Consider the following 13131-nt stretch of genomic DNA (forward strand, 5'->3'; position numbering starts at 1 on the left):
CGCCCACCCCGGCGCCCCCGGCACCCTCACCACGGCGCCCCGCTCCCCACCCCCCACCCGAAGGCCACCCTCCGATGCCCACCAGACGCGTCGGCCCCGCCCCCACCCCGGGCGGCCGTTGATGCTCCGTTATCTGACCAAGCGGTTCGCCTACTACGCCGTCCTGCTGGTCGCCGCCGTCTTCCTGGCGTACGCGCTGGCCGGCGCCGCGCTGCAGCCGCGCGTCTACTTCGAGGCGAAGGTGCCGCGCCCGGCCGCCGCCTCGGTCGAACGCCAGCTCACCGACCTCAATCTGAACGACCGCACCCCGGTCGTCGAACGGTTCGGGCACTGGGCGGGCGACCTGCTGCTGCACGGCGACCTCGGCCGCACCATCCACGACACCCCGGTGATGGACGACTTCCGCCGCCGGGTCTGGGTGTCGCTGCGGCTGCTGCTGATCGGCAGCCTGCTCGGCATGGTGCTCGGTGTCGCCGCCGGAGCGTGGAGCGCCGTGCGCCAGTACCGGATCTCCGACCGGCTGCTGACCGTGCTTTCCTTCGTCCTGCTCTCCACCCCGGTGTTCCTGGTCGCCCTCTTCCTCAAGAACGGCGCCATCGCCGCCAAGGACGCCGTCGGCCACGAGGTCGTCCCGTTCACCGGGTACGAGACCCCCGGCCTCAGCGGCGGCATCGGCGCCCACCTCGCCGACTGGGCGCTGCACCTGCTGCTGCCCACCCTCTCGCTGGCGCTCGGCGGCCTCGCCACCTACAGCCGCTACCAGCGCGGCACCATGCTCGACGTGCTCGGCTCCGACTACCTGCGCACCGCCGAGGCCAAGGGCCTCACCCGGGGCCGCGCCCTGGTCAAGCACGGGCTGCGGACGGCGGTGATCCCGATGTCGACGATGTTCGCGTACAGCTTCCTCGGCATCTTCACCGGCGCCGCGTTCACCGAGACCATCTTCGGCTGGCACGGCATGGGCGAATGGTTCATCCAGTCCGTCAACGAGCAGGACGTCAACGCGGTCGTCGCGGTCAACCTGTTCGCGGCGGTCGTGGTGCTCGCCTCCGGCTTCCTCGCCGACACCCTGCACGCCGCCCTCGATCCGCGCGTGCGGTCCTGAACCGAGGAGAGCCCCCTTGACCGCCGTCATCGCGGAGTCCGCCGGCCCCGCCGAGCCCACCGGACCCGGTTCCCCCGCCGCACCCCCAGCTCCCGGTCCGACCGGCCGGGGGCGGATCGTCCTCGCCCGGCTGCTCGCCGCCCGCTGGGCGGTGGTCGGCGTGGTCATCGTCCTGCTGCTGTTCCTGCTCGCCTTCGGCGGCGGGTTCCTCACGCCCTGGGACTACGCCACCCCCGACTACGGCGCGCTGCGCCAACCGCCCTCGGGCACCCACTGGTTCGGCACCAACGGGGTCGGCCAGGACGTCTTCGCGCAGACGATCCGCGGACTGCAGAAGTCGCTGGTCATCGGCCTGCTGGTGGCGCTCTTCTCGACCGTGCTGGCCTCCCTGGTGGGCGCCTGCGCCGGCTACTTCGGCGGCTGGACGGACCGGCTGCTGATGTTCCTGGTCGACCTCATGCTCGTCTTCCCGAGCTTCCTGGTCATCACGATCGTCTCGCCCCGGCTGAAGGGCGCCGGCTGGCTCGCCTTCGTGCTGCTGCTCGCCCTGTTCAACTGGATGATCACCGCCCGGGTGGTCCGCTCGATGACCATCTCGCTGCGGGAGCGGGAGTTCGTGCGCGCCGCGCAGTTCATGGGCGTCCGTCCGCTGCGGATCATCGCCCGGCACATCCTGCCGAACGTCGCCTCCTTCCTCATCATCGATGCCACGATCGCGGTCGGCGGCGCCGTGATGAGCGAGACCGCACTCTCCTACTTCGGCTTCGGCGTCAAGGCGCCGGACGTCTCGCTCGGGACCCTGCTCGCCGCCGGCACCAGCGAGGCCCCGGTCTTCCCCTGGCTGTTCTACTTCGCCGCCGGGCTGCTGGTGCTCTTCGTCCTGTCGGTCAACCTGATCGGCGACGGGCTGCGGGACGCGCTCGACCCCACCTCGGACGCCGCCCGGCGGCCCCGCCGGTCCCGCCGGTCCCGTGTCCGCGTCCGTGCCACGACGAAGAGGACCAGCGCGTGACCACCACCGCCACGACCACCACCACCGGGACCCCGCTGCTGCGCGTCCGCGACCTGCGGGTCGACTTCACCGGCCCGCGCGGCTCCGCCCCCGTCCCCGCCGTGCGCGGCGTCGACCTCACCCTGAACCGGGGCGAGACCCTCGGCATCGTCGGCGAGTCCGGCTCCGGAAAGTCCGTCACCGCGCTGGCCGTGCTCGGCCTGCTGCCCGGCACCGCCCGGGTCCGGGGCTCGGTCCGACTGGACGACCGCGAGCTGATCGGCCTGCCCGGACGCGAGCTGGCCGCCGTCCGCGGCCGCCGGATCGCCATGGTGTTCCAGGACCCGCTCTCCGCCTTCACCCCCGTCTACCGGATCGGCGACCAGCTCGTCGAGGCGCTGCGGATCCACCGGCCCGGCCTCGACCGCGCCGCCGCCCGCAAGCGGGCCGCCGAACTGCTCGACCTGGTCGGCATCCCGGCCCCCGACCGCGCCCTCGACAGCTTCCCGCACGAGTTCTCCGGCGGCATGCGGCAGCGCGCCATGATCGCCATGGCCGTCGCCAACGACCCCGACGTGCTGCTCGCCGACGAACCCACCACCGCCCTGGACGTCACCATCCAGGCCCAGGTGCTCGACGTGCTGCGCACCGCCCGCCGCGAGACCGGCGCCGCGCTCGTCCTGGTCAGCCACGACCTCGGGGTGATCGCCGGGATGGCCGACCGGGTCGCGGTGATGTACGCGGGCCGGGTGGTCGAGACCGCGGGCGTGGACGAGCTGTTCGCCGCGCCGCGCCACCCGTACACCCTGGGCCTGGTCGGGGCCGTCCCCCGGCTGGACGGGAGGCGCGGACCGCTGGTGCCGATACCCGGCACGCCCGCGCCGATGGCCGAGCTGCCGCCGGGCTGCCCGTTCGCCGCCCGCTGCCCGCTGGTCGAGGACCGCTGCCGCACGGCCGAACCGCCGCTGACCGGCGACGGGACGGCGGCCGCAGAAGCCGGTACGACCGCGGACGCCGACGGCCCGACCGGCCACCTGGCGGCCTGCGTCCGGGCCGGCGAGCTGGCCGCACGGCGGCCCGCGCCCACCGAGGTCTACCCCGTGCCCGAACTCCCCGCCGCGTCGGCCGCCGCACCCGTCCCCCGGGAGCAGCGCCCGCCGGTCCTGGAGGTCGAGGGGCTCACCAAGACCTTCCCGCTGCTCAAGGGCACCGTGTTCAAGCGCCGGATCGGCTCGGTCCACGCGGTGGACGGCGTCGAGCTGTCGATCCGGGAGGGCGAGACCCTCGGCCTGGTCGGCGAGTCCGGCTCCGGCAAGTCCACCACCCTGTTCGAGCTGCTGCGCCTGGCCGCCCCCGAGTCCGGACGGATCGAGCTGCTCGGCCGGGACACCGCCGCGCTCTCCCGCGCCGAGGCCCACCGGATGCGGTCCGATCTGCAGATCGTCTTCCAGGACCCGATGGCCAGCCTCGATCCCCGGATGCCGGTCGGCGACATCGTCGCCGAACCGCTGCGCGCCCAGCGGGCCGCGAAGGACGAGATCGCCCGCCGGGTGCCCGAGCTGCTCCGCCAGGTCGGCCTCGACCCGGCCCACGCCGTCCGCTACCCGCACCAGTTCTCCGGCGGGCAGCGGCAGCGGATCTCGATCGCCCGCGCGCTGGCGGTCCGGCCCCGGCTGCTGGTCCTGGACGAGCCGGTCTCCGCACTGGACGTCTCGATCCAGGCCGGGGTGCTCAACCTGCTCCAGTCCCTCAAGGCGGAGCTGGGCCTCTCCTATCTCTTCGTCTCGCACGACCTCTCGGTGATCCGGCACCTCGCCGACCGGGTGAGCGTGATGTACCTGGGGCGGACGGTCGAACAGGGCGAGGTGTCCGCCGTCTTCGACCGCCCGCGGCACCCCTACACCCGGGCGCTGCTCTCGGCCGTCCCGCTGCCGGACCCGGCCGCCGAACGGACCCGGACCCGGATCCTGCTGGCCGGCGACCCGCCCTCCCCCACCGTCCGGCACACCGGCTGCCCGTTCCGCGCCCGCTGCCCGGTGTACGCGGGACTCGACGCGGGGTCACGCGGCCGGTGCGAGACGGAGGCGCCGCCGCTCACCGACGCGGGCCCGCTGCCGGAGGCCGCGGGTACGCCGGCCCCCGACCACCGGGCCGCCTGCCACTTCCCGGAGGGGTGACGGGGCGTCCGCCGTTCACCTCCGAACGGCGGACGCCCGCCTGGCGGAGCCCCGGGAGCCGTGCGACAACTGCTGCTATGACCTGGTCCAACCTGACGATCCTGTTCGGCAGCCTCGCCGTCGTCGCCCTGGGCCTCCGTCTGCTCCCCCGTCACCCCCTCCACAAGGCGCGGCCGCCCAGCAACGAGGTGGCCGCCGCGATCTTCGCCATGGTCGGGGTGCTCTACGCGGTCCTGCTGGCCTTCGTGGTGATCGTGGTCTGGGAGGCCGCCGACGAGGCCCGCGCCACCACCTTCCGCGAGGCCGACCACCTGGCGGGCCTGTACTGGAACGCCCGCCAGTTCCCCAGCGCCGAGGGCGCCGAACTGACCGCCCTGACACTGCGGTACGCGCACAGCGTCATCGACGAGGAGTGGCCGATGATGAGGGACGGTCACGCGAGCGCCCTCCGGACCACCGAACTGGTCTACCGGATCCGCGACACCACCAACGCCCTCGCACCGGTGGGCCCGGGCCAGCAGGTCCAGTTCGAACACGCCGTCGCCCACGTCGAGGGGCTGGCCACCGAGCGGCGGGCCAGGCTCAACCGGATCGAGGACGCCGTCCCGCCGCTGCTCTGGGCCCCGCTGGTCCTCGGTGCGGTGCTGTCGATCTCCTTCACCTTCCTGTTCAGCGTCGCGAGCGTGCGGCTGCACACCACGATGACGCTGATCATGACCGCGATGATCTGTGTGGCCCTCATCGTGGTGAAGGAGCTGAACTACCCGTTCGACGGGCTGAGCGCCGTGTACCCCGATGCCTTCGAGATCTTCCTCGCCCGCCTGCCGGCCACCCACTGACGGCAGCCGGCCATCGACCGCGGCTGTTCACCGACCGCGGCCGTCGCCACGGTGGGTGACCGTCCTGTCGCGATTCGGCGGATCAGCCCGATTGCGTGTAATGTCTTCCAGGTCAGCAGGCGCCGCTAGCTCAGTTGGTTAGAGCAGCTGACTCTTAATCAGCGGGTCCGGGGTTCGAGTCCCTGGCGGCGCACCGACGGTCGAAGGCCCCGCACCGACGGTCGAAGGCCCCCTCGCAGCAGCGAGGGGGCCTTCGGCGTTCCCGCACCCTCCCGATCGTTCCTCCCCGTTCCCCGGAAGGCCCGGAAACGGCGGCGGTCGGCCGATAGCGTGGGTGTCCGTCCTCGCACCGGAGGTACTGTCGCCGTGGCTTCCCTCGGTCCACCCGATCCGCCCGCCGCCTTCGACCGCCCCCCGCTCGCGCTCGCGGAGGAACTGGTCCTGCTCTGCACCGACCCGGACAGTGGCGCCCTGCGGGTCTCCCGGAACGGCTTCCAGCGGGCGATCGCGGCCGCCGTGCTCACCGAGCTGCTGCTGACCGGCGGCATCACGGTCGAGGACCGGCGGATCACCGGGTTCCGTCCGGTCGGGGCGGGCGACGAGGTCACCGCCGAGGTGCTCGCCCGGCTGGAGCGGACCCCCAAGGGGCGCCGGCCCGGGCTGGACGCGGCCCTGCGCCGGGTGCCGCGGGCGCCGGCGGTGCGGGTCTTCCGGGAACGGCTGGTCGCGAGCGGGCACCTGACCCTCGAACGCCGCCGGATCCTGCTGGTGCCGTACCGCGCCTGGCTGCCGGTGCGCGCCACCGCCGGCGCCGAGATCGCCGAGCGGATCGCCGCCACCCTGCGGGGTGCTTCCGGTCCGCAGGGTGCCTCCCCCTCGGCCGAGCGGGACCTGCACCTGGCCGGGATGCTCTGGGCCGCGCAACTGGACCGGCGGCTCTTCCCCGGTCGGGAGCACTCCGGGCTGCGGAAGTCCTTCCGGACGGTCGCCCGGGAGCAGCCGATCGCCCAGGCCCTGCGCCGGGTGGTCGGGGCGGACAACGCCAGCGGCGGCTGAGCGGCCCGGCCCGGCGGGGTCAGCCCGGCCCGCGGGAGGTGTCCAGGACCGCCGAGGCCACCGCGTCCGGCCGGTCGAACATCAGCAGGTGCCCGGCCGGGGCGGTGCGCCGGTAGTCCGCGCCGAGGAGTTCGGCGAGACCCCGCTGGGCGGCCAGCCACTCCTCGGTCCGGGGGCCGCTCAGACCGTCGTCGGCGGCGAGCACGGTCACCGGCAGGCCCGCCGGCAGCGGCGCGGTACGGCGCAGCACGGCCAGTTCGGCGGCCATGTCCAGGTAGTGGGTGTTCTCCCGGAGCAGCGCCCGCAGCGACCGTCCGGTGCGGTAGCAGCGCCGGACCAGCGGCGCCGGGGCGAGGTCCTCGTGCCGCACCGTGGTGGCCCGGGCGACCGTCCGGCGCACGGCGGGCCCGAGCAGGTAGGGCACGGCGACGGCGGTGCCGGCGGCCGCCGTGGCGCGCGCCGCGAGGTCCCGCAGGCCGGGCGCCGGGCGCGGCCGGGGGTCCGGTTCGACGCTGCCGTCCAGCAGGACCAGCCCGGCCGTCCGCTCGGGGTACAGCCGCGCGAACGCCTCGACGTGGAAGCCGGCCAGCGAGTGCCCGGCCACCGTGCAGCGTCCGGGCAGGCCGAGCGCATCGAGGACGGCCCGGATCCGGTGCGCCTCCCCGGCGGCGGTCGGGGCCGGCCGGTCGGCCGGTTCGGAGGCGCTCAGGCCGTAGCCGGGCCGGTCGAAGCGGACGACGGTGCGGTACGGGGTGAGGAAGGGGACCACGAGGTCCCAGTCGAACCAGCTGCTGCCGAGCCCGCCGGTGAGCAGGCAGACCGGCCCCCGGCCCTCGACCCGGACGTGCAGCGGGGTGCCGTCGATCCGCACGAAGGCGGCCGGCACCGGGCCGGACCGGGAGGCGGGCGGGCCCGCGTGATCCTCGGTGCCGTCGGTGCCGTCGCGATCGTCCGGGCCGCCTGGGCCGTTCGGGTCGCCGGGGCCTCCGGCGCCGTTCGCGCTCGGGCCGCGGTCGCCGGTCATACCGGATCCCGCCGTTCGGTCCGGGACGGCGCGGCGGCGTCCCGGGCATTGCGCCCGACGCCCTCGGCGGCCGCCCCGGCGGAAGGGCCGGTCCGGCTCGGCAGGCCGACGCCCGCCGCGAGCAGCGCGAGCCAGAGGGCGACCAGCAGCACCTGGAGCCGCTGGCCGGCGCCCAGTGCCCAGGTGCCGTGGCCCGCCTCGAAGGCGGCGATCGCGCCCAGGCTCCAGCCGGTGGCGAGCACCTCGGCCCCCAGCAGCCACGGCCCGTACCGGCGCACCGGCGGCCACCGGTGGTAGCGCCGGGCGGCGACGGTGAGCGCGGTCAGCCCGCCGAGCGCGCCGAGCACGGCCAGGCTGCTGGTCACGGCGTGGGCGGTGTGGGTGGCGGGGACGAGGCCGGCGGTCTCCCGGGCGGCGCACATCTCGTCGCTGGTGGGCGCACAGCTCAGCGGCAGCCGGGAGTCGGCGGCGGTGGCCGCGCCGAACAGGGCGAGCGCGGCCCAGCCGCCCGCCGCCCAGGGCCGCCGGCCCGGGCTCGCCCCGGGCTCCCGGGGTACCGGGCGACGGAGGTGGAAGGCGGACAGGGCGAGCAGGGCGGCCGCCAGCACCGCGAGTCCGGCGACCAGGTCGGTGGCCCGGAAGAGGCCGCCCAGCGGCTGGTCCTCGGCGGCGAGCTCGCTGATGTAGGCCTGGACCGGGTCGAGCCCGGTGCTGAGCACCACCTCCAGGACCCACGCCGTGTACGCCACCGCGCTGAGCAGCAGCAGCGCGGCGACGGCCCTGGCGGCGGCCACCGGCCGGGCCGGGGCGGACGTCGGGGCGGACGTCGGGGCGGACATCGGGGCGGGCGTGCGCCGAGCGTTCCGGCGACCGGGGTGGGAGCTGGGCACAAATCCACCCTAGCCGTCGACAAACTCCACCCCAACCGGGCGGAAACGGACAGGCTGCTCCCGGTGACGCCCAGGTGGTTCGAGGCACCCTTCGGAAGCGTGTATTGTTTTCCCCGTCAGCAGGCGCCGCTAGCTCAGTTGGTTAGAGCAGCTGACTCTTAATCAGCGGGTCCGGGGTTCGAGTCCCTGGCGGCGCACAGACAACCGGGGAGCCTCTCGTTCACGCGAGGGGCTCTCCGGCTTTTCGCTGCCCATTGACGTCCGATTTGTGTGTGATGTCGGTCTCGCTTCCCGTTGCGGTGGAGCCAACCGGTACCTTCGGCGCGTTCTGGGCTGTACACCGGAAAAGGGGCAAAGGCCCCCGACCGCCGACGGTCCTGTCCGCGCGGGCCGGCCCGGCCGTACGTGCCGCCGCCCCGCCCGTGCACATCCTCCCCGTCGTTCGCCCGCAGGAAAGGCCGCCGCTTTGTCCCGTAACGCCCCGAGCGGCGCGCCGCGCACCCGGAAGACCAAGGTCCGACGGCCCCGGCGCACCGGCTGGCGCCGGCTGATACCGACCTGGCGGATGACCCTGGTGGGCCTGGTGGCCTCGGTACTGCTCGGGGTCGGCCTGTTCGCCCTCGGCATCGCCCTGGTGAAGGTGCCGGACGCGCACGCGGCCGCGACCACTCAGAGCAACACCTGGCTCTACCAGGACGGCTCGGTGCTCGCCCGGACCGGCCAGACCAACCGCCAGAACGTCCCGCTGGACAAGGTCTCCCCCGCCGCGCAGCACGCGACCCTGGCCGCCGAGGACCGCAACTTCTACCACGAGGGCGCCGTCAACGTGGCCGGCATGGTCCGCGCCGCCGTCAACACCGCCAAGGGCGAGGGCACCCAGGGCGGCTCCACCATCACCCAGCAGTACGTGAAGAACACCTACCTGAACCAGCAGCAGTCGGTCAGCCGCAAGGTGAAGGAACTCTTCATAGCGATCAAGGTGGACGCCACCGAGACCAAGGACGAGATCCTCTCCAGCTACCTCAACACCTCCTACTACGGGCGCGGCGCGTACGGCGTCCAGGCCGCCGCCCAGCAGTACTTCGGCGTCGACGCCGCCCAGCTCGACGCCGCCCAGGGCGCCTACCTGGCCACCCTGCTGAACGCCCCCAGCGCGTACGACGTCGCCACCGCCACCCCGGCGGGCAAGCAGAACGCCGTCAACCGCTGGAACTACGTGCTCGACGGCATGGTGAAGGAGGGCTGGCTGTCCGCCGAGGAGCGGGCCGCCACCGCCTTCCCCGAGGTCAAGGACCCGCAGGCGCAGCTCGGACTGTCCGGCCAGGCCGGCTACCTGGTCAACGCCGCGACCGAGTACCTCACCACCAACCAGGTCATCGGCGAGTCGGAGCTGGCCAAGGGCGGGTACACGATCAAGCTGACCGTCGACCCGACCCGCCAGCAGGCCCTGGAGGACTCCGTCCAGGCCCAGCTGCACGACACCCTCAACCCGGACAAGCGGAAGAAGGACGCCGCCGTCCAGGCCGGCGCCGCCTCCGTGGACCCGAAGACCGGGGCCGTGGTCGCCCTGTACGGCGGGGTCGACTACACCAAGCACTACATCGACAACGCGACCCGGCGGGACTACCAGTCGGGCTCGACCTTCAAGGCGATCGCACTGGCGGCGGCGCTGGAGAACAACGCCAAGACCCAGTCCGGCCAGACCGTCACCCCGCGCACCGTCTACGACGGCACCAGCGAGCGCAAGGTCCGCGGCGGGAAGGGCACCCCGTACGCGCCGCCGAACGAGGGCGACAAGAGCTACGGCCAGATCACCCTCCAGCAGGCCACCGACTGGTCGGTGAACTCGGCCTTCGCCCAGCTCGCCCAGGACACCGGGCTGGCGAAGGTGCGGGACACCGCGATCGCGCTCGGCCTGCCCAGCAACACCCCGTCCCTGGACGCGGTGGGCTCCATCCCGCTGGGCACCTCGACCCCCAGCGTGCTCGACATGGCCGGCGTGTACGCCACGCTGGACAACGGCGGCAAGCAGATCACCCCGTGGCTGGTGCAGTCGGTGGACCGCGAGGGCGAGCCGCTCGCGCTGCCCGCCCACAAGACCACCCAGGCGGTCGGCGAGCAGACCGCGCGCCAGGTCACCTCGATGCTCCAGGGCGTGGTGGCCGACCAGGGCGGCACCGGCTGGCGGGCCAAGGCACTGGGCCGGCCGGCGGCGGGCAAGACCGGCACCACGGACGAGCACAAGGCGGTCTGGTTCGTCGGGTACACCCCGGAGCTGGTCACCTCGGTCGCGCTGTTCGGCCAGGACCCGGGCACCGGTGCGCAGGTCAGCCTGAGCGGCACCGGCGGGCTGGACGGCGCGGCGGGCGGCCAGTACCCCGCGCAGATCTGGACCGCCTACATGAAGGCGGCGCTCAAGGGCCAGCCGGTCTCCGACTTCCCCGCGCCCGCGGGCGCCGACGACTCGGGGCGCGGCGGCTGGGGCTCCTCCGGGGCCGGCGCCTCGCCCAGCCCCTCGGGCGGCGCGAGCTCCGCGCCGGCCACCCCGGACGGGTCGGCGACGCCCTCCGGCGAGCCGTCGCCGCCGGCCGGCCAGGGCGGAACGGGCGGCTCCGGCGGGTCGGGCGGATCGGGCGCCGGTTCGGAGCCCACCACCACACCGTCGGGCGGACCGACCACGGCACCGCAGCCGACCGGGGGCACCGGCGGCTCCGGCACCGGCGGGGCGACCACCGCCCCGACCCAGCCGACGACGCCGCAGCCGACCAGCAGGCCGACCAGGACCCCGGCGCCGACGACCGCGCCGACCACCGGGCCCACCACGGCACCGCAGCCGACCGGGGGCACCGGCGGCTCGGGCACGGGGTCCGGCGGCGGCACCGGGACGGACGCGGGCACCGGGACCGGCTCCGGCCAGTAGTTGCCGGCCGGTGGCTCCGGCCGGTGGCTCCGGCTGGTGGCTCCGGCTGGTGGCGGGGGCTCACCCCCGGGTGATGTGCAGGACCGAATAGCAAAATGACCCCTTACCAAAATTGCGGTCCTACTGTCACAATTCGTCGGTGCACAGCTCGAAGCCCCCGCTCGGCCGTTCCTCCGGCCGGACCCTCGGTCTCACCCTCGCCCTCGTCTCCGCGGTCGCCTTCGGCGGCTCCGGCACCGCGGCCAAGCCACTGATCGAGGCCGGGCTGTCGCCCCTGCACGTGGTCTGGCTACGGGTGACCGGCGCCGCCGTCGTCCTGCTGCCGCTGGCCTACCGCCACCGCGAGGCCGTGCTGCGGCGGCCCGGCCTGCTGATCGGCTTCGGCCTGCTGGCCGTCGCGGGCGTGCAGGCCTGCTACTTCGCCGCCATCTCGCGGATCCCGGTCGGCGTCGCGCTCCTGATCGAGTACCTCGGCCCGCCGCTGCTCATCGGCTACGTCCGGTTCGTCCAGCGCCGGCCGATCAGCCGGGGTGCGGCGATCGGCGCCGGCGTCGCGGTCGCCGGACTCGCCTGCGTGGTCGAGGTGTGGAACGGGCTGAGCTTCGACCTGCTCGGCGTGCTGTTCGCCCTGGGCGCCGCCTGCTGCCAGGTCGGCTACTTCGTGCTCGCCGACGCCGGGAGCCGGGGCGACCGCCCCGTCGACCCGATCGCCGTCAGCGCGTACGGCCTGCTGATCGGCTCGGTCGTGCTCACCGCCTTCACCCGCCCCTGGCAGGCGGACTGGGGCAAGCTCGGCGGGGACGTGGTGATGAACGGGCACACCCTGCCCGCGCTGCTCCCGGCCGCCTGGATGGTCCTGGTCGCGACCGTGCTCGCCTATCTGACCGGCGTCGTCGCCGTCCGCCACCTGTCGCCGCCGGTCGCCGGTGTGGTGGCCAATCTGGAGGCGGTCGTGGCGACCGTGCTGGCCTGGGTCCTGCTCGGCGAGCACCTCGGCCTGCCGCAGGTGACCGGCGGTCTGCTGGTGCTGGCCGGCGCCTTCGCGGCCCAGGCGAGCAAGCCCGCCGCCGTGGAGGCGTCCGGGAAGGGCGGGGAGAGCGGGGAGGCCGGGCTGGACGCGGGCCTCGCAGCGGTTCCGGCGGGCGCGACCGCGCTCGGCGAACGGCTCGCGCGGGCCGCCGGGGCCGGTGACGCCCAGGAGAAGGAACGCGGCCGGGAACGGTAGCCCGCCGGCCGCCGACGCGGCGCCGCGACCGGTCGGATCAGCGGCCGACCCAGCCGAACCAGTCGAGGTGGCCGAGCGGCCACACCACGGCCGACACCGGACCGACCACGTTGTCCACCGGCACGGCGCCCCCGCCCGGGCCCCGCTGGTGGTACCGGGAGTCGGCGGAGTCACTGCGGTGGTCGCCCTCGACCCAGACGTGGCCCTGCGGCACCGTCACCGGGCCGAAGTCCAGACCGGCGCAGGAGTCGTCCCCGGGGTGGAGGTAGGGCTCGTCGACCTTGGCGCCGTCGACGGTCAGCGTGCTGCCCGAGCACTGCACGGTCTGCCCGCCCGTCGCGATCACCCGCTTGACCAGGTAATTGTCGTCCTTCGGCGGCACCAGGCCGACGAAGGAGAGCGCCGAGCCCAGCGCGTCGGTCAGCGGATTCCCGTCGGTCGCCTGCGGCGGCAGCCAGCCACCCGGGTCCTTGAACACCACCGGCTGGCCCGGCTCGGGCTTCCAGCCGGTCAGCGGGGCGAACTTGTTGACGCCGACCCGGTCGCCGATCCGCAGGGTGTTCTCCATCGAACCGGAGGGGATGGTGAACACCTGGAACAGACAGGTCTTGATCAGCAGCGCGACCACCAGGCCCACCGCCGCCATGGCCGGGATCTCGATCCACCACGGCCGCGGCCGGCGCCCCGGCCGCCCGTTCTTCGGCGACCTGCTCCGGCGCCCCTCGGCGGCCCGCCGCGCCCGCCGGGCCTCGGCCCGGCCCCCGACCGGGGCACCGGGGGCGGCGGTCCCGGCCCCGGCATCGCCGCCGTGCGTATCCGGCAGGTTCACCGCCATCGTCGCTGCTCCACTCTCCGGCTGCGGGGGAACCAGCACGCTACGCCAATCGGGGATCCAGGCGAAATC

General features: G+C 74.5%; 10 protein-coding genes and 2 tRNA genes. 9 read left to right on the plus strand and 3 right to left on the minus strand.

Going from position 1 to position 13131, the window contains the following annotated elements; genetic code table 11:
* Positions 1–121: 121 nt before the first annotated feature.
* From ADK60_RS33115 to ADK60_RS33140, 6 genes are all read left to right on the plus strand, one after another.
* Positions 122–1105 carry an ABC transporter permease gene (locus ADK60_RS33115; protein WP_045940650.1) on the plus strand — a complete coding sequence of 328 codons (984 nt, stop codon included), beginning with the start codon at positions 122–124 and terminating at the stop codon, positions 1103–1105.
* 115 nt (positions 1106–1220) lie between these two features.
* Entirely contained in the window at positions 1221–2117 is an 897-nt protein-coding gene (locus ADK60_RS33120) for an ABC transporter permease (protein WP_234371421.1), read from the plus strand.
* Positions 2114–4273 (plus strand): dipeptide ABC transporter ATP-binding protein, encoded by a 2160-nt coding sequence (locus ADK60_RS33125; RefSeq protein WP_053650652.1) that lies wholly within the window; start codon positions 2114–2116, stop codon positions 4271–4273. Before ADK60_RS33120 ends, ADK60_RS33125 begins: the two co-directional genes overlap by 4 nt.
* A gap of 77 nt (positions 4274–4350) precedes the next feature.
* Positions 4351–5112, plus strand: coding sequence for a bestrophin-like domain (locus ADK60_RS33130; protein ID WP_053650653.1), 762 nt, complete (start codon positions 4351–4353; stop codon positions 5110–5112).
* Between the two features lie 119 nt (positions 5113–5231).
* Positions 5232–5305 (plus strand) — tRNA-Lys (locus ADK60_RS33135).
* 173 nt (positions 5306–5478) lie between these two features.
* Positions 5479–6168, plus strand: coding sequence for a GOLPH3/VPS74 family protein (locus tag ADK60_RS33140; protein WP_053650654.1), 690 nt, complete (start codon positions 5479–5481; stop codon positions 6166–6168).
* A gap of 19 nt (positions 6169–6187) precedes the next feature.
* Here the strand turns inward: ADK60_RS33140 and ADK60_RS33145 are convergent, their stop codons facing one another.
* Complete coding sequence (locus ADK60_RS33145; protein ID WP_079008893.1) at positions 6188–7192, minus strand: alpha/beta fold hydrolase; 1005 nt, start codon at positions 7190–7192, stop codon at positions 6188–6190.
* The gene (locus ADK60_RS33150) at positions 7189–8031 is read right to left on the minus strand and encodes a DUF998 domain-containing protein (RefSeq protein ID WP_053650655.1); all 843 of its coding nucleotides are present in this window, start codon (positions 8029–8031) and stop codon (positions 7189–7191) included. Before ADK60_RS33150 ends, ADK60_RS33145 begins: the two co-directional genes overlap by 4 nt.
* 174 nt (positions 8032–8205) lie before the next feature.
* On the opposite strand from ADK60_RS33150, the gene ADK60_RS33155 reads away from it, so the two are divergent.
* From ADK60_RS33155 to ADK60_RS33165, 3 genes are all read left to right on the plus strand, one after another.
* A tRNA-Lys gene (locus ADK60_RS33155) sits at positions 8206–8279 on the plus strand.
* A 269-nt stretch (positions 8280–8548) separates the two neighbouring features.
* On the plus strand, positions 8549–11002 hold the full coding sequence (locus ADK60_RS33160) for a transglycosylase domain-containing protein (RefSeq protein ID WP_053650656.1): 2454 nt from the start codon (positions 8549–8551) through the stop codon (positions 11000–11002).
* A 139-nt stretch (positions 11003–11141) separates the two neighbouring features.
* Positions 11142–12227: an EamA family transporter gene (locus ADK60_RS33165; protein ID WP_079008894.1), complete on the plus strand. Its 1086-nt coding sequence runs from the start codon at positions 11142–11144 to the stop codon at positions 12225–12227.
* Positions 12228–12264: 37 nt separating this feature from the next.
* Here ADK60_RS33165 and lepB read toward each other — a convergent pair whose 3' ends face one another.
* On the minus strand, positions 12265–13062 hold the full coding sequence (gene lepB / locus ADK60_RS33170; protein ID WP_079008895.1) for a signal peptidase I: 798 nt from the start codon (positions 13060–13062) through the stop codon (positions 12265–12267).
* Positions 13063–13131: the final 69 nt, after the last annotated feature.

It is taken from the genome of Streptomyces sp. XY431, from assembly GCF_001279805.1.
Classification (GTDB): domain Bacteria; phylum Actinomycetota; class Actinomycetes; order Streptomycetales; family Streptomycetaceae; genus Kitasatospora; species Kitasatospora purpeofusca.

Bases quoted from the DNA above. Each gene is read 5' to 3' on its own strand.
- ADK60_RS33115 (WP_045940650.1), top strand. From the start codon at position 122: ATGCTCCGTTATCTGACCAAGCGGTTCGCCTACTACGCCGTCCTGCTG.
- ADK60_RS33150 (WP_053650655.1), bottom strand. From the start codon at position 8,031: ATGTCCGCCCCGACGTCCGCCCCGACGTCCGCCCCGGCCCGGCCGGTG.
- lepB (WP_079008895.1), bottom strand. From the start codon at position 13,062: ATGGCGGTGAACCTGCCGGATACGCACGGCGGCGATGCCGGGGCCGGG.
- ADK60_RS33130 (WP_053650653.1), top strand. From the start codon at position 4,351: ATGACCTGGTCCAACCTGACGATCCTGTTCGGCAGCCTCGCCGTCGTC.
- ADK60_RS33145 (WP_079008893.1), bottom strand. From the start codon at position 7,192: ATGACCGGCGACCGCGGCCCGAGCGCGAACGGCGCCGGAGGCCCCGGC.